We start from the raw sequence: 26,855 nt of genomic DNA, 5'->3' as shown, positions 1-26,855 counted from the left end.
ATTAGACCTCTATTAGTCATTCCTTAATGGTATCATAGCGAGGTGAGAGTCTTTAAGGGTTCTCCTTAATAGGAGGAAACGATATATGGAAAGAATGCGAGTGATTGATAGTAATCTGAAACTCAAGAGCTGGGTTAAACAGGTATTAGCTATAGGCGGAATGTTAGGTTTCTTCTATTTGATGTTATATGTTTGTAGTTTCTTAATTGTTATGTAAATATATACAGCTATACTAGTGGAGTCTTTCCTACAGAGGTAAGGCTCTCTTGTTGTATCTGAGGTGAATTTTTTTGGAGGTATTCCAAAATATTAGGTTGATGACGATGTGGTGCTACCCCTTTATTATAAATTATCGAACTGATGACATATATCGGTTATATAAGTTAGAACATTCCTTCATACAATCCCAATATATATTTCTGATTTCCTTATTCGGACATAATTTTAGATAACCTTCACTTTCTAATATGGAAATAAGAGGTTTCATTTCATAATAATATTCATAATTTTCCTCTTGTGTTAAAAGATTTTTATAGCATTCCAATATTTTAATGTAATTGTTATCTATCAAACGATAGTTACATTTTGCTAACTCCGAATAATAAAAATTGTTTATTTCCCCTGACATATATTTAGAAAGAGATTTTTCGTCATCTCCTAAATAAGAAAGACTGGCTTGAGAGTAGTAACGATATCTACCATCCCTATACAATGTTTTGGAAATACGGAATTTATGCCATTTTATTACTTCTTCATAACGAAATCCTAATACGTTATAGCCATTTGAAATCATAACAGGTTTACGATTCAATATATAATCAAAAATAGCAACATTCAATTCACTTACATCGAGATGAGTAATCGAAGCCCAACAAATATAATTGTTATCCAATCTGCCTAAAATACACACTTCTTTATCAGGGCTAACATAAATGTCAAAAGAAACTTCTTTATCATCTATTTTATAATTAGGTTTAATATAATTATTTCGATTAACTAAATTATATTCTTCCATATCCAATATCTAAACCTTCCTTCGATTTAATCAATATCACCATAGATTATTAACAATATCTGTCTCTTAAACTCTAACATAAATTGAGGTGAATTTTTACTATTCTACCATTTATCCTTTTTAACTAAATTAATGTAAGCGTCAAATATTCCCCACCTACAATTTGTAAATAACCCACGAGATAATCTCCTTACATACTACATGTGAAGGTTTTTTTATGAAAAGACACCTATTTAAGAAAGAATAGGAAACTTATATTCAAGGGGTAGCATCACATCACCATCAAGCTAAGATTTTGAAGTGCCCCCAAAACGAAAATTTTGTGCATTTTATAGCAACAAAGTTCATTTTTTTCGTTTTGGGGGTAACCTGCTCTGTTAGGTTGATGAGCATGTATGGTGACCCCTTATAGCATAAAATATAATTCCGTTATGAATTTACTATCCATATTCCTCTTCCTATATTTGCACCAGAACCATAATTTCAGTATCCACAATGATATTATTTTTTGTACCAGAACGGAAAAAAGCTGCTGTCCTAATGGGACAACAGCTTTTTCATTATGCTACGTCTTCTTTTTGTTCCTTTTGTAGAGTACTATTTTTGTAACCGTAACTGAAGTAGACAACAAGTCCAATTACAAGCCATATTGCAAAGCCAATCCATGTTGTTGCTGGGAGTTGTAATGCTAAGTATCCACAGAATAGAACAGCTAAAGCAGGAATCCATGGTACCAAAGGTACTTTAAAAGCACGCGGTAATTCTGGTTGTTTTTTGCGTAAAATAATTACTCCAATTGATACAACGATGAATGCGAATAATGTACCGATATTTGTTAATTCTGCTAGTTTACTTAAAGGAACAAAACCAGCAAAGAAAGCAACCTTAGTGGCAGTAATCCAACTATTGATAACAGGTGTTTTTGTTTTTTTATTTACGCGAGAAAGTGCTTTTGGTAGTAAGACATCGCGGCTAATTGCGTAAAATAATCGTGTTTGTCCATATAACATAACAAGTAATACCGTTGTAATTCCAGTAATCGCCCCTAAAGAAATGAAACCCGCAACCCAATCTTGTTGAATGTATTGTAGTGCAAATGCAACAGGGTTTTTCACACCTAACTGATCATAAGGTACAATCCCAGGTGAACTACCCGCCACTTATCTAAGCTTGAAGTGGGAGCTTCTCAGTTCCACGACGAAAGTAACCTTTCATCTCCCTGAGCGTTGCTTCGGGGTGTTCCACCCCTAGATGTCCAACGCTTGGACGCTCTTTTGGTACGGTTGATATTTTACACAGGAACCGAATGGCTTGGTTTTCGCACTCTATTTTCTTCCTGCAACCTCATATATCAAGTTATCAAAGAACTTCATATAGCTAGTTTATCAAAAGTTTTTGGCTATGCCAAACCGAAATTCATCTCCCACTTACCGTTGGGCTATCGCCCTTCACACGCTTGAGGAAGGAGAATTCTTTCGGTAAATTCGTTAAAACTAATGAAACAACGATATATAGAATCGTACAAATTGTTAAAGAAGCAATAATGCCGATTGGCATGTTACGCTGTGGATTTTTGACTTCTTCAGCAGCTGTTGATACAGCATCAAATCCGATGTAAGCAAAGAATACAGTTGCAGCCCCAGTTGTTACGCCAGAGAAGCCGAAAGGCATAAAGGGTGTCCAGTTTTCAGGCTTTACATAGAAAGCACCAACGCCGATAAATAGTAAGACAACAAAAAGTTTGATAGCTACCATGATAGCGTTAAAACGCGCTGATTTTTTTGCTCCTCTTGTTAATAACAACGTCATTAGAAAAATGATACAGATTGCTGGTAAGTCTACATATGTTCCCGCTTCAGGATTATATGCGCTTGTTAAAGCCGTAGGTAATGTAATCCCAAATCCACTTAATAGACCTTGTAAATACCCTGACCAACCAGATGCAACAGCTGAGGAAGCTAATCCATATTCTAAAATTAAATCCCAACCTAAAATCCAAGCGATTAATTCTCCAAATGTTGCATAGCTATAAGTGTACGCACTACCGGATACCGGTACAGTTGATGCAAATTCTGAATAACATAAGGCTGCAAATACACAGGCTAAACCGGATAAAATAAACGACAAAACAAGTGCGGGTCCTGCGTGTTCTACTGCGGCAACACCGGTAAGAACGAAAATCCCAGTTCCGATGATAGCGCCGATCCCGAGCATAGTAAGATCAAATGCACCGAGTTCTTTTTTTAAAGGTGCTCCTTTTTGTTCTGACTGTGCTAATAATGCTGAAATAGATTTTTTTCGAAATAGATTCATATAGATACCGCACTTTTAGTTGTTTTAATATTCCGAAAAATAATATCATTTTGTCGTATAATGTCGAATCTTTGTAATTCGTATTTTAATTCAAATAAATATTTTTGTAAATATTTATTTTCGGAAAATTAAACCTTTTAAGTGTACCTTTATTTCTTTTCACTTAATCTCTCTGTTCCAAATGTATTCCTTTAAGAGAAGGACTTATATCCCTATATAAGTCCTAGGGGATTGTTTGCATATTGACTTTAGTTTTATGTACAATAAAGCTAAAGATATAGTCTGAAACAGGAAGAGGAAAACCATGTCCAATTCATTAGTAAATTTACGTATCGATTTTGCATTTAAGCAGTTATTTGGCACAAATGGGAATGAAGATATTTTAGTTGCCTTTTTAAATGCCATATTAAAAGATTCTTTAGAATCACCTATTGTTACCCTACAATTAGAAGATCCACATTTGCATCGAGAATATGAAGAAGATAAATTATCAATTTTAGATATTTCGGCTACATTAAATACAGGAACAAAGGTAAATGTAGAAATACAATTGAATAACAATCACGATATGATCAAACGAAGCTTATATTATTGGGGAAGGTTATACACCTCTCAATTGCAAAAAGGAATGCCTTATAGCTCACTTCATAAAACAATTACCATAAACTTGTTAAACTTTGTGATGTTTCCAGAATATGAAGCGTTTCATACAACAGGAATCCTTTGGAATCAGCAACAACAAAAGTTATTAAGTGACGATATCGAAGTTCATATTGTAGAGATTCCAAAGTTACTACAGCAATGGCGCGAAGAGAAAGTTAATCCGTGGGAAGATTCGTTTGTTCGTTGGTTATTATTATTACCAGCGAATGAAGATGAGTATCTCACACAAACATTGGAGGACATTGCCATGAACCAAGATCCGATTTTACAAAAAGCAATGAATAAGTGGGAACGTATGAGTCAAGATTCTTCTTTCCGTCAAGCATATGAAGCAAGAGAAAAGGCCTTAATGGATGAGGCTGCAAAGTTTGCTCATGCTCGTAATGAGGGGAAAAAAGAAGGAATTCAAGAAGGGGTTCAGCAAGGAAAAATACAGATGATTAAAGGTATGCATGAACTTGGTGTACCACTTGAAACGATTGCTAAAGCCAGTAAATTAGGAATAGATGAGGTTGAACGTATTTTAGAACAAAAATAATCAACATCAAAAAAAGAACCTCTTAATTTTAAAAGAGTGATCCCAACCGTTATAAAAACAACAAATTAAATTTTCACAAAAGAAAACAACCTGTATAAAAACAGGTTGTTTTCTTTTATAGGGTAAAACAAAGAAAGAGTGGAAAAAAATGCACAAACTTCTACGGCACAAGAAGTAAAATGATCCGAGAAAACTAAAAATTCTGATTTCTTACTAGATAAGGGTTTTTGTTTTCTCTTTCTTTGTTGTTATGAGTATAGCATTAAAAACGACATAAATCAACAAAAAATCTCATAATTCTTATTTTTTCGACACTATACCGTAATTCCTTTGTGGATCTTTATATATATATATAATTATATTTAAAGTCATAACTTTTAGAATTGAGGTGACCATCATGAGAAGTTTCGGTTCATTAGTAATTTCTACTATATGCTCAGCAATTCTTTTGAGACCCCCACGGCTAAAGCCGCAAGCCCTACTCCTAACGGTGTGACGGGTGGGATTCTTGAATGACTAAACGTTCGCAGTCCATTTCTGTTTTGAACAGCCTTCAAGATGAGGGCATCTCATTGCCCCTCCTAAGACAGTGCATATAGCATCTTAGGCTGATTGACTATTACCATCAATCACAGGTGCATATCGAATATTCATAGCACCGACTAAATCACGATGTTTTTCAAATCCGCACTTACACTTGTATTTTCTGTCTTGTGCCTTGTTCTTTTTAGAACAGTTTGGACATGTTTGACTTGTGTATGCAGGATTTACAAACTCAACTTTAATACCTTCTAAATTCGCTTTGTATTCAATGAATTGAGATAGACGATAAAATGACCAAGTATGCAAATTCTTTTCGTTTTTACGACTTGTTCTTGTCGTCTGTCTAATGTTCGCCAATTGTTCTAAGCGAATGACAGAAATCTTATTTTCTGTAGCAAAATTTATAATTGCACGACTTATTTTATGGTCTTGGTCTTTCATATATCGCTGTTCTTTATCATCAAAATTACGAATCGCATTCAATTTCTTCGATTCACCCAATTTCTTACGTTTTGATTTAAACATACGTCTGACATATTTGTTTTGTCTGCCATTACCAAAGAATCGAGTTTTTTCATCATCCGTCACTGCCACAGCAGGAACTTTCAATCCTAAGTCTACACCCATAATTTTTGTTCCTATTTTTTCAGTGGTAGGAATGGTGACAGAAATTTGGGCAATCCATTTGTTTGATTTTTTCGTGATGCGAAGCGTGCCTAATTTGTGTTTTAACACATCAAAATTACGGTTGTGTTTATCAATCGATAAGGCACGAACAGACACTTTCTTTGTTTTTCCATCTATCATTAAAGGTAGACGGATATAGGTGAAATCAAACGAATAGTTTTGATTGTTCCACACACAAATGGGTTTCTTTAATACTGGTATTATTTTATATTTTGCCTTCTTTACTTTTTGAAACACACTCTTAGCATCTTTGATAGTTTGATTTTTCACTGCACTTGGAAGGTTTACAGGAACATCTTTTGTAGTCTTTTTAGTTGTTTTCTTTTCGGCAACCATTTCAGATACAAGTGCGTTGATTGTAGAGATATATTCTTTTCCCATAGCATTTAAGATGGAAGCCTGTTCTTTTGTAGGAAGTAGCTTGATTTTTACTGTTACAGTTTGGTACATTTTTCTTCACCTAAATCCTTAAGAAATCTGGCTCTTTTAAGACTTTTGTATTCGTCTAAAGTTATATCTCTCACAATTGACCACGAACCAAGCCACATCATTTCTCTGATATAACCATTCGGAATTTTAATTTGGGAAGTATCACAAGTATTTCTCTCACACAGAACAAACAAGGCTTTATTGTAATCATCTTTATATTCTCTGTTAAATTTATGGTCTTTCATAAATTGTTCAAATCCGCAATTACTACATTTAATTTGCACCTTTCTCAGCCCCTTGTCTTTTGTTGTTCCACATATCGTTTAATAGTCGCACTCGATACATTTCCTGCGGTAGATACAAAATAGCTACGTGTCCATAAACTCGGCAAATGTTTAAGGTGAGGAAATTCCTCTCTCAATTTTTTTGAAGTCACTCCTTTGATTTTTGCCATAAGATCAGCAGGACTAAATGTTGGCAGTGTGTTTAAAAACATATGTGTATGGTCTTTGTCACACTCTAAAGCGACAATGACAATTTCTAATTCGTCGCATATTTCTTGTACCAACTCTTTAAAGCGCTCTTCTACATCTGTACGAAGGAATATTTTCCTCCTATATCGAGGACAAAACACAAAATGATAGTTAACTAAGGATACGGTTGTATTTGTTCTTCTATATTCATTCATATATCAAATGTATCAGTTTATATAACAAACTGCAACAGGAAAGTATACAAAAATGAGAAAACACTTTTGTATACTTAAAGTACCACGAACCTGACGGTTTTCAGTGGCACTATCATCCCACCCCTAAAGCGGGGTGCTATCGCACCGTAGTGGGCTTTCCCGTTCGAAAAATCTGTAATCTCGAACGCCTACTCCTTCTATGATAAATTCACAACTGGAGGTACATATTATTGGGTTAGCGGCATCATAGGCATCATATTCCTTCTATTCTTTATCGCAAACATGCGAGATATCATCAATAAGAATTATAGAACTTCAACAGACTAGGAGTGTATACATATGTAGAAAAAGATTCATAATTATAAGTTTCATTTAAAAGATTTGAAATTTATGCTCTGGCTGTTCCTTGTCATTGGTTCCTTATATGCTTATGAATTCTTCTCAGGACTAATGTTCCACCAGGAGTTTTGCTGGCTTAAATTAATATGTATGATAATAATAATCCTGGCATTTAGGGATACTAGAAAGAAGCTTAAAAACAACGATTATAGAACGGCATAATGTAAAAGGAATCCTTTATGGGTTCCTTATTCTACGGAAAAATCTCGGCTGAATCCCATTATAATTTTATAAAAATATAAAATTATAAATCACCCCAAAACTTCCACCAAGACTTCTTTTTCAACCTAGCTGCCGCTATTTCTTCCTGGGCTGATACAATAGTACGTTTTGCATCTTGAATCTCCCTGACCATCTTCATAAGATTATCATCCCTTAGCTCTAACCTCTTTTCTATCTTTTCTTCACGTTCCTTCCGATCTTTCATGTCTTCCTTTATTAATTTATTTCTTTCTTTAATATCTTCTTCGATTAATTTGTTCTTTTGCTCTATACGATCACCTAGTCTCTTTTCCATTTCTAAAAGGTTAGCTTGCTGCACCTTATTAATCTCATCTATCATAGCGCTATATTGTTGCTGGAATTGATACTGCATTTGATAAGGAACTGGATCTGCCCCCTGGGATTCCTCTTTCTTATTATGGATTCCAAACTGCTTTGCAATCATTTTCGCAGCTTTTTCTAAAGTCATGCCATCTTGCTTACTCAACTCTACTAACTGTTCAATAAGTACAACATCAAACTCTGTATATTCCCTTCTCCCCCGACTATTCTTTCTTACATCATACCCTTCACGTTCAAGGACATCCGAATACTTTCTAAGTGTGCTGCCACTTACCCCCAAACGACTATAGACTTCATTGCTGGTATATACTATCTCAGTTTCTGACATAGCGCTATGCCACCTCCTATAAGGAAAATTCCATATCCAAGGGCTAATACCTCTTAAAATCCATCGACGAAGCTCGCACAGTCTTTGCAAGGTTTTGTCGGAAATAAACATATCCTCATAGCGCTATAGCTAAAAATCGGCTGCTAATAAAGGGAACATATAATAGTTGCAACATTCTTTATTTCATTTTTACATTATATTTCAAATCCCCTTCATAAAAGAACATAAGTTCGTGTATAATAAGAACAGACGTTCTTTAATAGAGGGGAGGAATCACAGTGTATGACTATTCAATCCTACCGAATAGAATCATCTTATGTGTTGATTTACGAAGCTTTTACGCCTCAGTAAGTTGCATCAAAATGGGATTAGACCCAATGCATACAAAATTAGCCGTAGTAGGTGATGTGAATAGAAATGGTTCAATCGTTCTAGCTGCAACTCCACCATTAAAAGCATTGGGTGTAAAGAAGATGGCAAGGCTATACGAGATTCCTCGTAGAAAAGACATTCTTGTGGTAAATCCAATTATGAGCACCTATATAAAATGTTCCAACTATATAACAAAATTAGCTTTACAATACGTTCCTAGTGAGGATTTTCACCAATACAGCATTGACGAATTTTTCATGGACATTACAGATAGTATCCATTTATTCGCTCAAGATCCACACGAATTCGCCATGCGGTTTAAACATGAAATATATGACCATACACGAATTGAATGTACAATCGGGATTGCTCCTAACCCATTAATGAGTAAGGTTGCTTTAGACATTGAAGCTAAGAAGAACAAAGACGGGATTGCTTTTTGGAAGTACGAGGATGTACCTGCAAAACTATGGAGCATACGACCACTTAATAAATTTTGGGGCATATCATATAAAACAGAAGAAAAGTTAAAACGAAAGGGAATACACTCTATTGGAGATTTAGCCAATTATCCCCTTAAATACTTAAAACAGAGCTTCGGCAAGATTGGAGAAGAATTACACTTACATAGCCACGGAATTGACTTTAGTCGCATTTCAGAAAAATATGTTCCTGCCACAACTTCTATTGGAAAAAGCCAAATTCTAATGCGTGACTACACAATAGAAGAATTTCCGATTATTCTACTGGAACATATTGAAGAAGTTTGTTATCGGCTTAGAAGACAAAACAAACTTGCTCAAACCATCCATTTTTCTGTCGGTTATAGCAAGAGTTATACAGGTGGCATTAGAAAAACACATACTTTAAACCGCCCAACAAATCTAACGATGGATATTTATCATATCTGTACATACTTTTTACATCAACAATATACTGGCGAACCCATTCGCAGCATAAACATATCCTTAACAAACCTACTTCAAGAAGGAGAAGAACAAATTTCTCTTTTTGATAATCTCACGAAACGAGAACAAGAAATGAAGTTAACAAAAGTAATGGATGAAATACGCACAAAATTTGGGAAGAACAGTATTTTACGAGGGATTTCCTACACGCATAGCGCTACAGCTAGACACAGAAACACACTATTAGGGGGACACAAAGCATGAATAACGTCAATATGCCAAAAGGAAGAGGAATGGTCAAATGGACTCCATTCGCAGCAATGCCTGAACAGTTTGCTGGTATTCGTGAAATCATTAAGGAGAAAAACAAAGTAACTCGGCCGATCTTAACCACTGAAGAAAAAGAACTGATTGAGAACATGTTGCTTTGTTCCTTATTATCTGAAGAAGAAATACTAATTACATATTATGAAGATGGTTATTTACTCTCTAACTATATGACTGTTGTTGGTATTGACCAGCAAAATAGTGCTGTCATATGTACCGATGCTTTTTATAATAAGATGACACTGCGATTTTCTAATATAATAGACGTAAAATAGAATCGATTTAAGTGATTAGGTTTGAATAGTTATAAAGGAGTGTATAAAATGCAAGAGAATCCGATAAGAAAGAATACAGCAAGAACTTTTATTCATAATGATATAAATAACTATCCCTATTTAAGTATACCTATGATTATCAATGAGGAAGATGGAAAGCTTTATGAAATTTTAAGCGCTGGTTTTCATATTAATGATGCAGTAGGAATGATAACAACGGACGGTTTCGCTACAAATAGGGTAAATACACCGATTTTAACAGTAAAAAACAGCGATGGTAGTATTCAAATATATCGCTTACCTTTAGAACTTGAATATTGGGTACTTTCATGTATGTGTTCTGCTTCAGCAGGAAAAAGCCCGTTTCCATGTAAAGTTGCTTTTGGAATAATTGATACTAAATTCCATGTGGAATTCAAATGAAAAGGAGTAATATTTTTTGCTCCTTTTGTTGTTTTAGAATAAAGTTTGTTCAAATTAATTTTCGTACATCTTAATATAAATTTATCTCAAAATTCGAAAGTAAACTTTTGAATTTTAGTTTACATTCAAACCTTTGGTTTTATTAACTTCATTACAACTTACTCATTTTCCCCAAAACCAATGACGGAAGTATACATTCAAAACACGATAAAACAAGGAATAAATAACCAACTAATAAATATATTTTTTCTGAAAATTTATGCTATAATTAATCTGTACAAAGGTTGGTATCCTTTTACTTCTAATATTGTATGGATTTATATGTAGTACCCTACTACTTAAATATGGATCTACAAACAAAAAAACTAGTATCATACTAGTTTTTTTGTTTATTTAGAATAAATAAAATTTAAAAAAACATAAATATTCATGTTACCATATATTATGACACTCAATTTTGTTTATACCATACAACAAAATTAAACTAATCCCTTATCTATAATAGATAAGGGATTAGTTTGTATAAGTAATTTTTATTTAACAATTTTAATCCTGTCCGAGGATTAAAAACCATATTAAAAATTTACATAACCCCACTTATCGGTATTCAATGTATCTAGAAAAAACCCCTTCAGTTTACTTGCTGAAGGGGTTTCGTATTTACATAATTTTCGTTATCAGAAGTTGTTTTTAGATGATCAGTTTTTATATTTTAGGCTCTGTTAATATTAATTGTTGACTTTCAAAAAAAACCGCTTCTTATAAAGAGCAGTTTTACTTATATTCATTCTTATTCAAATTCTGAAGCGTATTCTTCATATACCTTTAATGTATTAAGCAGTCTAGCTGATTTAAGCATGATTTCGTTTGATGAATCAGTTACACAAATGTCAATAAATCGGTTATCGTTTCTGTCACCAAACAATCCTTCTGACTCAAGTTCCATTAACACTTTTAATAATTCATTCAGCAATGTATCTATTAGCGAATCAAAGTCTTCTTCGACGGTTTCATGGTATCTTTTAATAGTTTTATTCACTTCATCAAACATTCCGAAATCGTCCCACTCACTCCACTCAACAGCCCCATATCTATAATAGTTGTATAAAGGGTCTGATTTATTCACCTTAATCAGTCTTTCTTTATTAGCTACTGGTCCAATGCTACTGAAACAGTCGTCCGTCATTAGGGAGTATCCATATATTGTATCATTGCCACACCTAGATGTAAGTTCATTATAGTGACAACGAATTGCATTTTTCAACTGAACATGTAAACTTTCTTGAAGATGCATTTTCACCGTATCTCCTCCGTTCTTTTTGTAACGACATGTTGTTACATACTTCAATCTTAACATGAAAATCAACATTAAACGTTAACTGAGCCATATTTTATAATAGTTCCGTTTATATCTTTAAACTTTAAAGCAGTCTTAATAAAATCTAATGATTCTGGGCCATCGTCTAATTTATTAGGAAGGATTATGTACCATAAACTCCATCCTTTATACTTTGATTCACTAGGTAAGTATTTATCTAAATTTATTATATGTTCCGAAGCAGATTCATAAGATATTTTGCTAATGGATGGATTTTTAAAATAACCAAAAATAACTTTTCCATTTGAAACTACAAGCGTAGGTGATATACCAGAATCTTGTACTTCTAACTCACTTACATTTTCTCCTCCGGCTGTCCCACTAACAGTCCATTTTCCGTTTTTCATTTCTAAATCTGCTATTGAAATATAATTATCAGGTGTAACGAAAAAAGCTATTTTTTCATCTATCTTTATAATACGTCCTAAAGCATGATATTTATCTATTTCTGTATTACTTGTTGGTTTTAATCCTTGTTTTAATGCTTCTTGCTGTGTGTCGTATCCTTTTGAAATTGAACATCCACTAATGATAAGGGTTAGGAAACCTAATATAAGATGTTTTCTAAGTTTTTTATACAAAAGTTTTCTCCCCTCTTATATTTTGTGAAAATATGGATTCATTACATTCTATCGCGAAAGAATTAGAATAAATCGTACATTTTTTGATGTATATCCTATACATACTCGGTTAACATAACGCATCATTATTGGTAGCAAGGACAAAGGCATCCCCTTACTCTCACAAGGGATTCACCTTTTTCTATGATTCTATGCATCTTTTTATACATTCCTATCCTGGTGCGTCTTCCGGCTTCCCCATAGTTCCCTATGTCCCCCGATTTTTTGCATAAAATCTTGCATGTATCCTTAAGTTGATGCGCATGTATGGTGACCCCTATTAAGAAAATTTGCACCAGTCCCTTTTTGAGCTATTTTAAAATCTTTTACTTCACGAATTTCTTTACCGATAATTTCTAATGCATGCCCTATTATTTTTTTATAAATCACTCTAGATTCTTATAGTATAATACCTATTTAATGACGTATGACCTTACTCTTGGATTATTGAAAGTTATATTAAATACTTTACTATATTAAAGTTGTTTTTAATAACTATCATTACATCGAGAAAGTAATAGTCAATATTTAAGAACGAACATTTATACTGATGACAGCCTGCTGTAAAAACCTTAAGAATTCTTAAGAACTTTTGCCCCTATTTCTTAATGTTTGGACTCTAGAGTATGATTATGAATGCAAAGATGAGGTGTGATTAATTATGAATACGATTCGCTTTCTAATTTCTGTATACAGTGAACAAAAAATTAGTCGTTCCAGCCCTTCCAAGTTCTAGATTTCTTGGAGACAAATGAATTGAAGGAACTAAATTGAAGAAAATAAACATTGTCAAAAATGGGCCAAGCACAGGTGTATTCAAAGGAAAGTTAATTAAAAGTAGATGGAGTCTAATGAATTGTATATAGTTTGGCCCTATATAATGAACATTTTATTAAGGTGAACAGTATCACTATATTCAGTATGTTGTTTCTTGTTTTTCGCTGTTAGATTTACAATAAAGAGACGATAGACATGTCTCACCTGCAATTGTCTTTAAATGTTCAATATGAGAAAACATGTGGAGGAATAAAATGGAGTCAAACATTCTTATTGTTGATGATGATAAAGAGATTAGAAATCTTATCTCTGTATACCTGGAAAATGAAGGCCTAAAAACTCAAAAAGCAGAAGATGCTTTGGAAGCTTTACAATTGTTAGAAGTAAAGGAATTTGATCTTATTATTTTAGATATTATGATGCCGAATATGGATGGTATTGAAGCTTGTATGAAGATTAGGGAAGATCGCAATATGCCTATCATTATGCTATCTGCAAAATCTGAGGATATAGACAAAATTCAGGGACTGGCCTCTGGTGCTGATGATTATTTATCAAAGCCGTTTAACCCATTGGAATTAATCGCTAGGGTAAAATCCCAATTAAGAAGGTTTAAAAAATACAATACGTCAATAGAACATAATAAAAGCATTCTAGAAATTGGTGACTTAACCGTGAATACAGATACTCGTCAAGTATGGGTAAGGGGAAAAGAAACAAGGCTAACTCCAAAAGAGTTTGATATTCTCGAACTACTTGTCCGTAACAAAGGGGTTGTCCTGAGCGTTGCAAAAATATATGAAGCCGTTTGGAAAGAGGTTTTTTATAAATCAGATAATACCGTCATGGTGCATATTACAAAAATAAGAGACAAAATTGAAGAGGATTCTAAACATCCCATTTATATTAAAACTGTTTGGGGAATTGGATATAAAATATGAAGAGAGTTAGTTTTAGAAGTAAGATCATTATAAAACTTCTTGGTGCTGTAGCAGCTAGTTTTTTTATTTCATTTAGTTTTACAATCCTCATTTTTCTATTCGTCATAGAACCATTATTTAAAGAACACGAAGAATTTGGTATGTTTGAAGCCAATTTGGCATTGTTGTTCTTATTCGCGTTCGCAATCTTTAACTTTATAATAATTTTTTTAATATTGGTTCGAAAGAAAATAGTATATTTGAAGCTCATTTCGGATAATGTGAATGATATTGCAAATGGAAAACTGGGTTTGACCATTGGGATTAAGGGGAAGGACGAATTGACCCAACTTGCTCAAAATATCAACCATATGTCCAAGGAATTGGAAAATACATTTGAACAAGAAAGACGATTAGAACGTACAAAAAATGAACTTATCACCAATGTATCTCATGACTTACGCACACCGTTAACATCTATTATTGGCTATATAGATTTATTAAAAAGAGGGCAATACAACAGTAACACACAATTACAGGAATACCTTGAAACCACTTATTCAAAGTCACAGAGACTGAAATATTTAATTGATGAGCTGTTTGAATATACTCGTTTATCAGGCATAGATGCTAAGTTAAACTTTAATGAAGTTGATCTATCAGGTTTGTTGGAGCAAATAGTTGGAGAATACATTCCTATATTTGAAAAAGAAAGTTTAAACGTTCAAAAATCAATAACGGAAGAAACAATACCTATTTTCATGGATGTAGAAAAAATGGTACGTGTATATGAAAATCTGTTTATGAATGCGATAAAGTACAGCATGAAACCTTCCGAATTATCCGTATGTCTTGAATTAATAGATAACAAAGCGATTTTGAAAGTATCAAATAAAGTCGAGAAGCCGCCTGTTAGCGATCCTAATAAATTGTTTGAAAGATTTTTCAGGGGTGATAAGGCAAGAAAAAATGATCAAGGAAATGGACTGGGACTTGCTATCTCCAAAAGGATCGTTGAACTTCATAATGGTAATATACATGCAGAATATAAAGACGGCTGGATGTCCTTTATTGTTGAACATCCAATTAAATAGAATGGCTTATGGAATTACAGGTTCCATAAGCTTTTTTTATAAAAACTTAAGAAATTTTAAGGATTTTACGGGGTGTTTCCTAATTTTCATAGTTTATCATGGATGTATTCAAAGTGATGAGGTGAGTGAAGAAGATAAAAGGAAAGATTTCATTGTAGCTTAAGGGTAGATGCAACATGACTATTTTGTTAGTAGTAAACAAACATAGTAGCTTATTGTAATGAAATAAAAAAACGTAGGAGGATATATATGATAAAACCAGTTGTAGATGTAAAAAATATTCAAAAATTGTACGGTAAAAAAGGTGAGAATCAATCACACGCGTTAAAAGGTGTATCATTCTCAATTCAAGAGGGAGAATTTGTTGGTATTATGGGGCCTTCTGGTTCTGGTAAAACAACATTATTAAATGTAATTTCAACGTTAGACACAGCAACGGGCGGCATTGTTCAAATAGCAGGTACGGATATAACGAAAATGAAACAAGGTGAGCTTTCTGATTTTCGTTCACAGAAATTAGGATTCATTTTCCAAGACTTTAATTTATTAGAGAATTTATCTATCTATGAAAATATCGCACTCCCACTTTCACTTCAAGGTGTTTCTTCTCGTAATATTGGAAAGAAAGTAGAAAAAGTAGCTGATATGTTAGGCATTACATCTATACTTCAAAAATATCCTTCTGAAGTATCTGGTGGACAAAAGCAGCGTTCCGCAGCAGCACGTGCGTTAGTTCATGAACCTGCAATTATTTTAGGGGACGAGCCAACTGGATCTCTAGATTCTAAAAATGCAACGAGTTTACTTGATGCCATGACAAGCTTAAATAAAGAGCAAGGTGTATCCATTATGATGGTTACGCATGATCCTTACAGCGCAAGTTACTGTCAGCGTATTTTATTCATTCAAGATGGTGAGTTATATAAAGAAATTCATCGCGGTGGTACCCGTGAAGAATTCTATAAAGAAATTTTAGACGTGCTTGCAAACTTAGGCACACAAAAAGCGTAAGGAAGGAAGTTCAATCATGTTATTTAAGCTTTCTATGTCAGGCCTAAAAAGTAAGTTGCAAGATTACATTGTTTTACTTGTTGGTCTTATCGTATCTATTTCTACTTTTTATATGTTTCAAACGCTATCATTAAATAAAACGTTTCTTGAATCTAGCTCTTCTATTCGGGATATTGTATCTATATTCCACATTGGTTCCTTTCTGTTAGCGATTATAACATTTTTCTACATTTTATATGCAAACTCTTTCTTAGTATCTCTTCGCCAAAAAGAGTTTGGTATGTATATGATGTTAGGAGCAAAAAAGCATAAAGTTACACTACTTATGTTTATTGAAACAATCGTATTAGGCGCAGCGTCTCTTGCGATTGGAATTACAGTTGGAGTAGGACTTGCAGAAGGTATCGGACAGTTACTAATGAAGCAATTGGAATTTCCTGGTGAGGGTTATCAAGCATTTTATATTCCATCTATAACTGTTACGTGCATCTTCTTCTTTGCACTATTTGTACTATCAGCAATTATGAGTAGTATTAAATTAGTACGTTTTTCCGTATTACAACTTGTACATGCAGATGCACAAACAGAACGTGTCGCGGTAAAAGGAAAAATGACAGTTGTAGTTGCATTCCTTGGTTTAATTTTGTTAGGTATTGGTTATGCATCACTGATCTATATTCCACAAGCGGGAATGGCTGCTCTTGGATTAATGGCCCTTGGATTGACCACAGCAACCTTTGGTACTTACCTTTTATTTGGATCACTTCTCCCAGTCATGATTAACAAGTTAAAGAGTAATAAAAAACGTTGTGAGAAAGGCCTCAATGCTTTTACTTTTGCACAATTAAATTTTCGTATGAATAGCCTAGCAAATGTGCTTGCCACGGTAGCAATGTTAGTGGCCCTTGGAGCTGGTGGGATTTCTGGTGGTATGGCATTTAAAAACAACGTAATAAAAATGGTTAATGGTAGTGAAATTTACGATTCAGTCGTTCATAATCCAACAACTGAAGAAAAGAAAATTTTGAATACTATCTTATTTACAGAGAAGCTTGAATATCATTACAAAATAGATGGTCAGTCTATTTACTATTTAAAAGAGGATTTAGAGAAAAATCGTCCTTTAGTATTGAAAAATAGTAATGAGAGAGCAGAGTTTGGGAAAACAAAGAGAGTTTCAGAAGAGTTGCCAATTGGTGCAAACGTGAAGAAGTCACCGCAACAATGGAGTGAAGCTTTCGAAATAATCCAGCCATATTATATGTATCCTGATCATGAAATAAAAATTGTAGACAAAAACATGTACCATAGTATAGAGGGTCGAGAAAGTACTGTGTTTATTGGGAAAACAGATAATTTTAAATCATACTTAAAGGAATGGAAACAACTTGACGAATTACAGTTAGCTAAATATACAAGTATGAAACCTGAAGAACTAAAGAGTAAATATCGAATGTATGATTCTTATCATGGCATGTTCAGTGGATTGATGTTCATGGGCTTCTTCGTCGGAATTGCGTACTTAGCAATGATGGCAAGTTGCCTTATGTTTAAAGTTTTGTCTGGTGCATCCAAAGATTGTACGCGTTATCAAATGCTTCGTAAAATCGGTGTTCGCCGAGAGTTATTAACACAATCGATTTATAAGGAGTTATTCTTCGTGTTCTTAGTCCCAGCAATTGTTGGAATTGTTCATGTATTAGTTGGTATGAACATGTTCGGAGCCATTTTGATTGATCCATATTTTCGTATTTGGTTACCAATTGTTATTTTCGTAGTGATTTACTCGATTTATTACTTCATTACAGTTCAATTGTATAAAAGAATTGTGCTTCCGAAAGAAAATTAATGTAATGATGTTATTTATAAAAAGTATCAACATAATCGGACCCTGTTTTACTGTAGGAGTTTAAACAGGCGAAGTAACACCCTCGAACAATCGCGGGTGTTTTTTTATATTGTTTGAAATGGATAAAGAGCATAGTCTTTAATTACATATACCAATATGTTCAATGGCTAAATAATACAAACGGTATGAAGAGAATTTTTACTCTCTTCATACCGTTTTACATTTGTTTATAAGTTTCATATGAAATTAGTGGGAGGTTGGCAGCATTTCTTTTATAAATAAGACTCAAAAGTTACCATACCTGATAAAGGAAATATTAATGTAACGCTAGTTCCTTTATTCACTTCAGATTCAATGCCAATTTTCAATCCTAATTTTGAACACAGTTTTTCGCAGAGATACAAGCCCATTCCTGTACTTTTGCTAAATCTCCTGCCATTCTCTCCAGTAAACCCTTTCTCAAATACTCTATTTATATCTTTAGTTACTATCCCTACTCCATTATCTTCTATAGTTAGTATTACTGAGTTAGTTTTCTTAATTGAGTATATACGTATCATTTGTTCTTTGTTATTTGAGTACTTAATAGAATTTCCTATTATTTGATTAATAATAAATTCAACCCATTTCCCATCACTATATACAATCTCATCAATATTCTGTATATCTAATTTTATTCTCTTATGAATAAAATCCCTATAGTTTTTTTTAATTACATTCCTTACTATATTATCTAGGTTAATTGGCTTGATAATATAGTCTTCATAAACGTTACTACTTCGAGAATAATACAGAACCTGTTCTACAAACCCCTCAATCCGATCTATTTGAGAGTCAATTTTATTCGTTACTTCATTTTGATTATTTTCTATTATAAGCTTTGTAGAAGCTATTGGTGTCTTAATTTCATGCACCCATGTCTCTATATATTCTCTGTAATCCAACTGCGTATCTCTATAATACTTTACATTTTCATGCATATCTCTACTTACTTCTTTCAGTATAGCGTTAAGCTTTTCCCCATGTATAAAGTTTGCTTCCTTTACAACCTCTGGAAGTAAGTATTTTTTCTCCAAGTTTTCTAATATGCCATTAATCTCATTATAATAATTTTTACATTTTATAAATTCTATAACCATATATGAAATCAATGGAAAAAACCAAATACAAAAGACAAAGAATATGATAATGAACGGAACATGCGCAGTTAGCAATATACCTGCTAGTATAATAAATACCAGTACATTAAATAGTATTACTACCATTTTATCTCTAATAAATTCACCTATATTCATGGCATTATATACCCTAAGCTTCTTCTTGTTGCAATTGGATTTTCTATACCTATATCTTCAAGCTTTTTTCTTAATCTATTTATATTAACAGTTAAGGTGCTATCATCCACAAAATAATCAGATTTCCATAAAGTTTCGATGAGTGAATCTCTTTTTACAATATTTCCGCGATTATTTATTAAACATGAGAGTATTTTAACTTCATTTTTAGTTAACTCTACAGACTTGTCTTGATAAGTAACTGTTGCATTTGAAAGATTTAAATTAAAATCTCTATAAATTAAGATATGATTCGTCTTGAAATCTCCAGTTGTTCTTCTTAAAATGTTTGTTACTCTTGCTAATAGTATTTCTGTATTATAAGGCTTTGTTATAAAATCATCTGCTCCTAAATTCATACTTATTAGTTCATCTACATCACTATCTCTGCTTGTAACCATGAAGATTGGAACATCTGAAGTTTTACGTATTTCTCTACATATATAATAGCCATCGAACACAGGAAGATTTATGTCTAGTAATATAAGGTCTGCATTCTCACTTTCTATATATTCGATAATATGATTAAAATCTGTGGGAGCCTTTACTTCATATCCATACTTTATAAAAAAATGTTGTAATTCTTCTCTGATGATTTCATCATCTTCAATCAGAATGATTTTTTTCATGCCTTTTCCCTCCCTATACAGAATATAAGGCTATTACATCTTGAGAAACAAAGTGTAATAGCCCTAATGAGCATTATAAAATCAAGTATTACTTTTTACAATATTTTTATACCCGACATATGTCGTGTAGAAATATACTACATAAACTACAAGAAGTACTAAGCCAGTCATCAATGCTGGTAAAATAATGTCTGTTTGTTGAAATGCATTAATAAAAATATTGACTAAATAAATTCCAACTACAGAATGAATTATGGCAAGAATAACTGGAAGACTAAAGTATACGAAAGTTTGAATAAAAATCGTTTTGTCGATCATTGTTCCATTTGAACCAATTCTCTTCAAAGATTTATATCGATCTATACTATCACTGGCTTCTGATAATTGTTGAAGAGCTAATACAGCCATACTCGTTATTAAAAATACAATACCTATATATATCCCAATAAACAGTATGATAGTTTTCGATCCCTTACTTTCTGCACAAACTTCATCCTTTGATTTGCCTGCTATACGATTAATATTTAATTTCGGGCCATTTTCGTCATAAAAGCCCCGTGCAACGTTATCATATTTTTTATTATATTCTTCTCTATTTCCATCTAAATAATTTACATTAAGTACGGATGCAGTAATTTTGTAGCCTGATAAAAACTCATCATTTATAACGATTGTGAAGTAATTAGTATGCACATCAAAAGTGTAAAGATTCCCTTGTATAACTTTAGCGTTTTTTATTAGATATTCTTTTTCTTTAATATTCACCTTATTGCTATTTTTTAATCTTTCATTTGTCGAATTAATAAACCGGCTTTCATTTGATAAAAATAAAATTTCATTGTTATTTAAAGTGATTTCCTTTTCACCTTTAAGATTTAAAATTTTATTATAATCAGATACTTTAATAAAATCTATACTGTGATTATAATCTTTAAGTTCTGGTACAAAGTCCACCACTTCCATCCCTGTTTGATATACATTATAAGATACATATTTTTCGTTATTACTTATTTTAAAATTAGCTTTATTTAATACGTCTTCTATCGTGTAACTTTCATCCTTATTCTCCAACGTAATACTGGCATCAAATGGTGTTACTTCTTTCATTGCTGCGTCCATCATTCTGTTAAAGCTGATTCCTGTAGATAAAGCCACCAGTGTAAGGCATAACATTAAACAGATTACAGACATGGATATAAAATTTGTATTAACCTTACTATTTATTTGTTTGATGATAAATATATTTAACCCTTTAAAATAGACTTTTTTATTCTTCTTTACAACATATAATATAAATCCAGATAAACTAAAGAAAAACAGCAATGTACCTATTATGCCAAGAATGATTGATACCATAAACATAGGATTCATAAAATTCAATCCGATTTTTAATACAGTCACATATGCATATCCAAGTGACGCTACACACATAATAAATGTGATTACATAGATAAGAGGATTTCTAAATTTTACATCTTCGTTTTTTCTACCTGCTGTTAACATATCAATTATTTTATATTTTGAAACAACATATACATTAAATAACATAACAAGCAAAAACATGATTCCAAAGTAGAATACGCTTTTACCTATAGCACCTGTTGAAATTGCAAATTTATATTTATTGATGGGCAATTCAAATAACTTTAATGCAAATGTAGATAATCCCTGCGATACTCCAATACCTATTATAAGTCCACTCACTAAAGATATAACGCCAACTAGAAATGTCTCTGTTACTAATATTCTGGATATGTTTCTTCTTCCCATACCTAAAGTCATGTATATTCCTAATTCTTTTTTACGTTTTTTAATTAAGAAATTATTTGCATACAATATTAAACTACCTAATATTACGGATACAAATACTGACACATTTGAGATAGCGTTCATTACTGTAGGCACATACTTTTTATCTGAAGCGCTAATTTCCATAAGTGCCTTTTGTGATTCTATGGAGTTAAAGCTATAAAATATACAAACAGCCAGTGTTAGTGTTAAGAAATATATTGCATAATCTTTAAGACTTTTCTTTACATTCCCAATAGCAAGCTTAGAGTACATTATTATCGTCACCTCCAAGAAGGGTTATAACTTCGATAATTTTAGTAAAGAACTCTTTTCTGGAATCATTTCCTCTTACCAACTCGATAAATATTTTGCCATCATTAATAAAAAGAATTCTACGAGCATAGCTTGCTGTAAACGCATCATGAGTAACCATAAGTATGGTAGCTTTTAAATCCTTATTTAGACTTTCAAATCTTTCGAGTAATAATCTAGCCGATTTAGAATCTAGCGATCCTGTTGGTTCATCTGCTAGTACTAAAGATGGTTCTGTTACGATAGCTCTTGCCGAAGCAACCCTTTGTTTTTGTCCACCTGATATTTGATAAGGGTATTTGCTTAATACTTGTTCAATGTCTAAATATTTTGCAACTGCTTGTATTTTGTCATCAATTTTTGAACTTTCCTCACCTTTTATTGTTAACGCTAGGGCAATATTTTCATAAGCAGTAAGGGTATCTAATAAATTAAAGTCCTGAAACACAAACCCTAATTCATTTTTTCTAAACTTATCTAGTGACTTTGATTTCAACCGAGTAATGTCACTATTATTGATTATTATTTTCCCTGTCGTAACATTATCAATCGTTGATATACAGTTAAGTAATGTAGTTTTGCCACTTCCTGAGGGCCCCATTATCCCAACAAATTCTCCCTCATCTACCTTAAAACTAATATTATCTATAGCCTTTGTTACGTTATCTTTATTACCATAATATTTTTCGATTTTTTCTACACTTAATATATTTCGCATTAATACTTCTCCTTTTTCATTATAAAAATTCTTTAACTTCCTTCATTTTATATAATTTCATTACTAGTATCGGTGGAATTACATTTCATTAACATTACATTTTTGTTATATTGAATGCTACCTCTACATGTAAGTTATCAGAAAAAGCAGTGGTATATGTAAGGGTTATTCGATGCCTTACCAAAGAGGCAGATAAATGTAGGGGTATCTGTTCTGGTGCAAAAAACAATAAGACTTATGTAATTAGTGGAAATAAACAAACTGGTTACGGCGTAACAACAGCTCTATTTAAAAGACATGGATTCATAGTCATTTCAGAAAAAGATTTTGAAAACAGAAAAGGATTTGACCGTTAAGGCCAAACCCTATTTATTTTTATTATTTCGCAGCTAGTTTTTCTTTCACTTTCGCAGGAATCTCGTCCTGCTTCACTTCTTCCCAACCTGATACATCTTCTTCAACTTTTTTATCAGAGTAGTAGACGCGTAGGAATGCTTCTTGACGAAGGTTTTTTTGAGTATTGAATTCTAATTCTTTTTTCTTTACCGTCTTTATCAAATCCAGTTAAATTATAATTAAAACGTTTTGATGTTTCTCCGTTACCAATCAAAATACGTACAGATTTTAAATTCGGATGGTTTGCTAGAGTTTCGTTAAACTGTTGGTGGTACGCTTTATAGGAAAAGCCCTAATTTACTTCTTCATATTCCTTCATAATTTTATCACTTATTAAAGGATCTTTTTTGTTTGCATAATATAATTACCACCAACTTATATGAGAGGTAGTCTTCAGTGGGACTGGATTCCAACTTTGTGGTATTGTTTGCCATGATTTGACCGTTCCATCTTTACTTTTAATAAATGCTTTAAATTCTATATTTCTTTCAGCTGGCAACACAACATTTCCTCTCCAATCATTACTATGAGAATCATAATATAGTTGAATTGGATACTGTTTCGTGTCCCAACTTCCTAATTCCGCACGATTGCCAGTAATATAAACAGTATCTCCTATTGTTGTAGGAGCATTTTTTACTACAATCGTTTGCATAACAGGAGTCACACCTAATAAATCCTTAAATTTCTCCATTAATGAATTGTTATACATTACATCTTGATACCGAAGTAACGTAAATCCAGCAAAATTATAATTAAAAGCCATTTCTGCAACTCTGTTATACTCTGCCTCATTGCCTAAACTTAAAGCATTTTCACCATTTAATACAATTCCCTTTTGATTAGCTAATGTTGCAATTTCTTGTACTAATGTTCTAGGCATTGAATATTCGGGATAACTACCTTTATCTATCATTTCTAGACAAGTAAATGTTACATCTAACTTTGCGCTTTTGAAAGCATCAAGTAAATGGCTATAATTATTATACCCTGCTGGCTTTTCTGCCCCGTGAGGTATAACCGGATTATTATATTGCCAATGTACTCCTGCAATCTTTGCACCGATTGGTACTTGAAGACTTGAATCAAAAGCATCGTGTGCCAATTCACCAATTAATTTTGTATGACTTTCTAAAACACCTTGATACCATTCTAAATAATCTTTTCCATATGAAGAGTTATATCCATTCTTTAGAAACAGTTCCTCATCGCTTGGTGGTAAAATTTCTGAAACAGAAGTAAGTTTTGTACTCCACTCTTTGTTCACTTCATTTAAGGAATCATATTTATTTAATACCCAGGAACGGAATTTTGATTTTGCAAATTCTGTATAGGCTTGAAACTTTCCACGTGATGGATAACCGCTTCCATCAGCAGATGTGTAGGAAGGATATCTCAGCTCTCCAGCTGGTCCCCCAGATAAGTATATCTTTGCGATTACATCTTTATACGGTTTCATAGCTACTGCGAATGCCGTATATAGTTCACCATATTCCTTTTGAATTACATCTGAAGCAAGTGGATTCAATGTTTCTTTATTAACGGTTCCGGTTTCAGATTTAAAGTAAAGACTATCATCATTTTTTTGATTCCAAACCCATGAAGGAATTGGTGTATTACAATCATCGCCAACATTTCCACCACACTGATGTGTAGAAATAATAGGTATCATTTTCATACCTGCATTTCTTACTGATTGAGCAAAACGCTGTGCGTATGAAAAATCAAATTGCTGATCCCCGTTCTTTTCCATATCTCCCCACCAAAAATCAACAGTAATAGCATAAAAACCATTTTGTTTTGCCCACCTTAAATCATTTTCAAATGTCTCCCAATTTGTTACTTCCGGAATCTTTTTTAATGGTGCCATTAAGTAAGCTTTGTAATCCGGATTCATTCCTTTTCCATTTACAGCTGCAAAACTTGCTTGTGGAATTAATAGAGATACAAATAACATCAAGACAGATAAAATGACAATACCATAATATTGAAACTGTTTTTTCATCCCTTTTCTCCTTTTCCTTTTTAAAATTTATAAAACACTTATGTATCCGTTTTCATTATATACGAAAAATGCAATCGTTTGCATGGAAATATTGCATAATATTAAGCTAAAATAAACAAGCTAGATTAATTAAATTGTTTATTTTAAAATTCGACTACAGATTATTCGGTTCTGGTGCAAAAAATCTCTTAAACTTGGACATACTGATATTACTACTCTACAAAAGGTGTGTAATCAGTATGGAAAAGGAGAATTTGTTCAAATGGAAGCATTATCATCCTGAACTAATCTTATTAACAGTAAGGTGGTACCTACGGAACAATTTGAGCTTTCGTAACCTGGTGGAAATGATGGAGGAAAGAGGATTATCAATTGCTCACAAAACGATTATGCGCTGGGTTCATCAATATGGACCTCAATTAGAAGAGAAAGTGCGACATCATCTTAAGTCAACAAATGACTCTTGGAGAGTCGATGAAACATATATCAAAGTAAAAGGGCAATGGATGTATTTATATCGTGCAGTCGATTCAGAAGGGTATACAATTGATTTTTATCTAAATCAATCAAGAGATAAACAAGCAGCCAAGCGCTTTTTCAAGAAAGCCTTGGCTTTTTCGTACGTTTCTAAACCTCGCGTGATAACAGTAGATAAGAATCCTGCCTATCCTGTAGCGATTCAAGAGTTGAAAGAAGAGAAACATATGCCTGAAGGTATACAACTAAGGCAAGTTAGATATCTCAATAATATAGTGGAACAGGATCATCGTTTTATTAAGAAACGCGTGCGTTCTATGCTGGGATTCAAGTCATTTAAAACAGCAACCTCTATATTGAGTGGTGTTGAAGCCATGCATATGATGAAAAAAGGGAAACTTCACTCACAGGTGAAGTCTGCCCAAAATGAAGTTAGGTTCATACATAAATTGTTTGGAATTGCATCATAATCTGCCATTGAACAGTCTATGTAGGTTTCTATGTCCCTATCAAATGATTTTTGCACCAGAACCGCAAAAGAAGCTGCCATAACACCTGGACTTATTCACTATTATTTTAAAAACAAAGAAGAACTGTTATTTTCCGTTCAGAACCAGGTTCAAGAGCGATATCCTAACAAGTATGAAGGGAAAGGGAAAGATAAAAAATATTTATCTCCATTGGAGACTTTACAGGAGATAAGATCAAGGGCAGAAAAAGATCCTGAATGGTACCGATGGCAATCGCCTTCCCTAGTTTAGTTAGTTCCATCTCTATCACTCCTAATTAAATCCCCATTCTCATCAAACATCACACCTTCTGCTACAGGACTATTCTTCTCATGATGCTCACGGTTGTGACAATCCTGACACAGTAGCTCTAAGTTGCTGAAGCTTAACGTAATCTCTGGATCATTAATATTCTCAGGCGTTATGTAATGCTTATGGTGAAAAATCTTACCTGCTCTCACTGTACATCTCTCACACAATCCATGTCTGAATTTATCATTTTAGCCAAGAAGACTCCTTCCTCAAGGAACGCGAAGTGAGTAGGTGGGAGATGAATTGGCTTC

At 33.0% G+C, this 26,855-nt stretch carries 23 protein-coding genes and 4 pseudogenes; 11 read left to right on the top strand and 16 right to left on the bottom strand.

Translation table 11 applies throughout. The annotated features are described in order from the left end of the window. Positions 1–85: 85 nt before the first annotated feature. Positions 86–217, top strand: coding sequence for a hypothetical protein (locus BAU27_RS33290; RefSeq protein ID WP_257208393.1), 132 nt, complete (start codon positions 86–88; stop codon positions 215–217). Positions 218–349: 132 nt separating this feature from the next. Here BAU27_RS33290 and BAU27_RS30365 read toward each other — a convergent pair whose 3' ends face one another. The 3 genes and pseudogenes from BAU27_RS30365 to BAU27_RS30350 form a co-directional block, all read right to left on the bottom strand. Beyond that, positions 350–1,021, bottom strand: a complete 672-nt coding sequence (locus BAU27_RS30365) for a hypothetical protein (RefSeq protein WP_217653939.1) — start codon at positions 1,019–1,021, stop codon at positions 350–352. Between the two features lie 554 nt (positions 1,022–1,575). Next, positions 1,576–2,157 (bottom strand): annotated as a pseudogene (locus tag BAU27_RS30360) (APC family permease); the annotation flags it as partial. A 346-nt stretch (positions 2,158–2,503) separates the two neighbouring features. Next, positions 2,504–3,328: pseudogene (locus BAU27_RS30350) on the bottom strand (amino acid permease); the annotation flags it as partial. 304 nt (positions 3,329–3,632) lie between these two features. Between BAU27_RS30350 and BAU27_RS30345 the strand changes: the two are divergent. Continuing rightward, positions 3,633–4,529 carry an Rpn family recombination-promoting nuclease/putative transposase gene (locus BAU27_RS30345; RefSeq protein ID WP_071773019.1) on the top strand — a complete coding sequence of 299 codons (897 nt, stop codon included), beginning with the start codon at positions 3,633–3,635 and terminating at the stop codon, positions 4,527–4,529. Between the two features lie 603 nt (positions 4,530–5,132). Here BAU27_RS30345 and BAU27_RS30340 read toward each other — a convergent pair. The 4 genes from BAU27_RS30340 to BAU27_RS30325 all read right to left on the bottom strand — a co-directional run bounded on the left by BAU27_RS30340 (position 5,133) and on the right by BAU27_RS30325 (position 8,167). Beyond that, positions 5,133–6,209, bottom strand: a complete 1,077-nt coding sequence (locus BAU27_RS30340; protein WP_071773018.1) for an RNA-guided endonuclease TnpB family protein — start codon at positions 6,207–6,209, stop codon at positions 5,133–5,135. Beyond that, positions 6,194–6,472 (bottom strand): hypothetical protein, encoded by a 279-nt coding sequence (locus tag BAU27_RS30335; protein ID WP_240522905.1) that lies wholly within the window; start codon positions 6,470–6,472, stop codon positions 6,194–6,196. Before BAU27_RS30335 ends, BAU27_RS30340 begins: the two co-directional genes overlap by 16 nt. 5 nt (positions 6,473–6,477) lie before the next feature. Then, the gene (tnpA, locus tag BAU27_RS30330) at positions 6,478–6,876 is read right to left on the bottom strand and encodes an IS200/IS605 family transposase (protein ID WP_071773017.1); all 399 of its coding nucleotides are present in this window, start codon (positions 6,874–6,876) and stop codon (positions 6,478–6,480) included. A gap of 643 nt (positions 6,877–7,519) precedes the next feature. Next, the gene (locus BAU27_RS30325) at positions 7,520–8,167 is read right to left on the bottom strand and encodes a DUF3967 domain-containing protein (protein WP_071773016.1); all 648 of its coding nucleotides are present in this window, start codon (positions 8,165–8,167) and stop codon (positions 7,520–7,522) included. Between the two features lie 278 nt (positions 8,168–8,445). Between BAU27_RS30325 and BAU27_RS30320 the strand changes: the two genes are divergently transcribed. Genes BAU27_RS30320 through BAU27_RS30310 form a run of 3 tightly spaced genes read left to right on the top strand, consistent with a single transcriptional unit; the run spans position 8,446 to position 10,472 of the window. Continuing rightward, the gene (locus BAU27_RS30320) at positions 8,446–9,711 is read left to right on the top strand and encodes a Y-family DNA polymerase (protein WP_071773015.1); all 1,266 of its coding nucleotides are present in this window, start codon (positions 8,446–8,448) and stop codon (positions 9,709–9,711) included. Next, complete coding sequence (locus BAU27_RS30315; RefSeq protein WP_071773014.1) at positions 9,708–10,049, top strand: YolD-like family protein; 342 nt, start codon at positions 9,708–9,710, stop codon at positions 10,047–10,049. The genes BAU27_RS30320 and BAU27_RS30315 overlap by 4 nt, the downstream gene beginning before the upstream one ends. Positions 10,050–10,097: 48 nt before the next feature. Next, positions 10,098–10,472, top strand: a complete 375-nt coding sequence (locus tag BAU27_RS30310) for a hypothetical protein (protein ID WP_071773013.1) — start codon at positions 10,098–10,100, stop codon at positions 10,470–10,472. Between the two features lie 790 nt (positions 10,473–11,262). Here the strand turns inward: BAU27_RS30310 and BAU27_RS30305 are convergent. Further along, positions 11,263–11,766, bottom strand: a complete 504-nt coding sequence (locus tag BAU27_RS30305; protein WP_071773012.1) for a DUF4303 domain-containing protein — start codon at positions 11,764–11,766, stop codon at positions 11,263–11,265. A gap of 74 nt (positions 11,767–11,840) precedes the next feature. Then, positions 11,841–12,431 (bottom strand): hypothetical protein, encoded by a 591-nt coding sequence (locus BAU27_RS30300; RefSeq protein ID WP_071773011.1) that lies wholly within the window; start codon positions 12,429–12,431, stop codon positions 11,841–11,843. 1,070 nt (positions 12,432–13,501) lie between these two features. Here BAU27_RS30300 and BAU27_RS30290 point away from each other — a divergent pair. The 4 genes from BAU27_RS30290 to BAU27_RS30275 all read left to right on the top strand — a co-directional run bounded on the left by BAU27_RS30290 (position 13,502) and on the right by BAU27_RS30275 (position 18,121). After that, on the top strand, positions 13,502–14,188 hold the full coding sequence (locus tag BAU27_RS30290; protein ID WP_071773010.1) for a response regulator transcription factor: 687 nt from the start codon (positions 13,502–13,504) through the stop codon (positions 14,186–14,188). Next, positions 14,185–15,261, top strand: a complete 1,077-nt coding sequence (locus BAU27_RS30285) for a HAMP domain-containing sensor histidine kinase (protein WP_071773009.1) — start codon at positions 14,185–14,187, stop codon at positions 15,259–15,261. The genes BAU27_RS30290 and BAU27_RS30285 overlap by 4 nt, the downstream gene beginning before the upstream one ends. Before the next feature lie 249 nt (positions 15,262–15,510). Further along, positions 15,511–16,272 (top strand): ABC transporter ATP-binding protein, encoded by a 762-nt coding sequence (locus BAU27_RS30280; RefSeq protein WP_071773008.1) that lies wholly within the window; start codon positions 15,511–15,513, stop codon positions 16,270–16,272. 16 nt (positions 16,273–16,288) lie between these two features. Further along, positions 16,289–18,121 carry an FtsX-like permease family protein gene (locus tag BAU27_RS30275; RefSeq protein WP_071773007.1) on the top strand — a complete coding sequence of 611 codons (1,833 nt, stop codon included), beginning with the start codon at positions 16,289–16,291 and terminating at the stop codon, positions 18,119–18,121. Positions 18,122–18,393: 272 nt separating this feature from the next. Here the strand turns inward: BAU27_RS30275 and BAU27_RS30270 are convergent, their stop codons facing one another. The 6 genes and pseudogenes from BAU27_RS30270 to BAU27_RS30240 form a co-directional block, all read right to left on the bottom strand. Next, positions 18,394–19,416 (bottom strand): sensor histidine kinase, encoded by a 1,023-nt coding sequence (locus tag BAU27_RS30270; protein WP_071773006.1) that lies wholly within the window; start codon positions 19,414–19,416, stop codon positions 18,394–18,396. Continuing rightward, positions 19,413–20,084, bottom strand: a complete 672-nt coding sequence (locus tag BAU27_RS30265; RefSeq protein ID WP_071773005.1) for a response regulator transcription factor — start codon at positions 20,082–20,084, stop codon at positions 19,413–19,415. The genes BAU27_RS30270 and BAU27_RS30265 overlap by 4 nt, the downstream gene beginning before the upstream one ends. Positions 20,085–20,165: 81 nt before the next feature. Next, positions 20,166–22,148 carry an FtsX-like permease family protein gene (locus BAU27_RS30260; RefSeq protein WP_071773004.1) on the bottom strand — a complete coding sequence of 661 codons (1,983 nt, stop codon included), beginning with the start codon at positions 22,146–22,148 and terminating at the stop codon, positions 20,166–20,168. Beyond that, positions 22,138–22,905, bottom strand: a complete 768-nt coding sequence (locus tag BAU27_RS30255) for an ABC transporter ATP-binding protein (protein WP_071744252.1) — start codon at positions 22,903–22,905, stop codon at positions 22,138–22,140. The genes BAU27_RS30260 and BAU27_RS30255 overlap by 11 nt, the downstream gene beginning before the upstream one ends. A 378-nt stretch (positions 22,906–23,283) precedes the next feature. After that, positions 23,284–23,506, bottom strand: a pseudogene (locus tag BAU27_RS30245) (YxeA family protein); the annotation flags it as partial. A gap of 159 nt (positions 23,507–23,665) precedes the next feature. Next, a complete protein-coding gene (locus BAU27_RS30240; RefSeq protein ID WP_071744253.1) occupies positions 23,666–25,306 on the bottom strand; it encodes a family 14 glycosylhydrolase in 1,641 nt (546 codons plus the stop codon). A 239-nt stretch (positions 25,307–25,545) separates the two neighbouring features. On the opposite strand from BAU27_RS30240, the gene BAU27_RS30235 reads away from it, so the two are divergent. After that, positions 25,546–26,253, top strand: a complete 708-nt coding sequence (locus tag BAU27_RS30235) for an IS6 family transposase (protein ID WP_071773003.1) — start codon at positions 25,546–25,548, stop codon at positions 26,251–26,253. A gap of 30 nt (positions 26,254–26,283) precedes the next feature. Then, a complete protein-coding gene (locus tag BAU27_RS33470) occupies positions 26,284–26,544 on the top strand; it encodes a TetR/AcrR family transcriptional regulator (RefSeq protein WP_071773002.1) in 261 nt (86 codons plus the stop codon). Here BAU27_RS33470 and BAU27_RS30225 read toward each other — a convergent pair. Further along, a pseudogene (locus BAU27_RS30225) lies at positions 26,541–26,786 on the bottom strand (HNH endonuclease); the annotation flags it as partial. The gene BAU27_RS33470 and the pseudogene BAU27_RS30225 sit on opposite strands and share 4 nt — an antisense overlap. Between the last annotated feature and the right edge of the window lie 69 nt (positions 26,787–26,855).

The sequence above is a fragment of the Bacillus sp. NH11B genome (assembly GCF_001884205.1).
GTDB classification, from domain to species: domain Bacteria; phylum Bacillota; class Bacilli; order Bacillales; family Bacillaceae_G; genus Bacillus_A; species Bacillus_A proteolyticus.
Note: the sequence above shows the minus strand (reverse complement) of the source record. Positions and strands in the feature narration are given on the sequence as shown.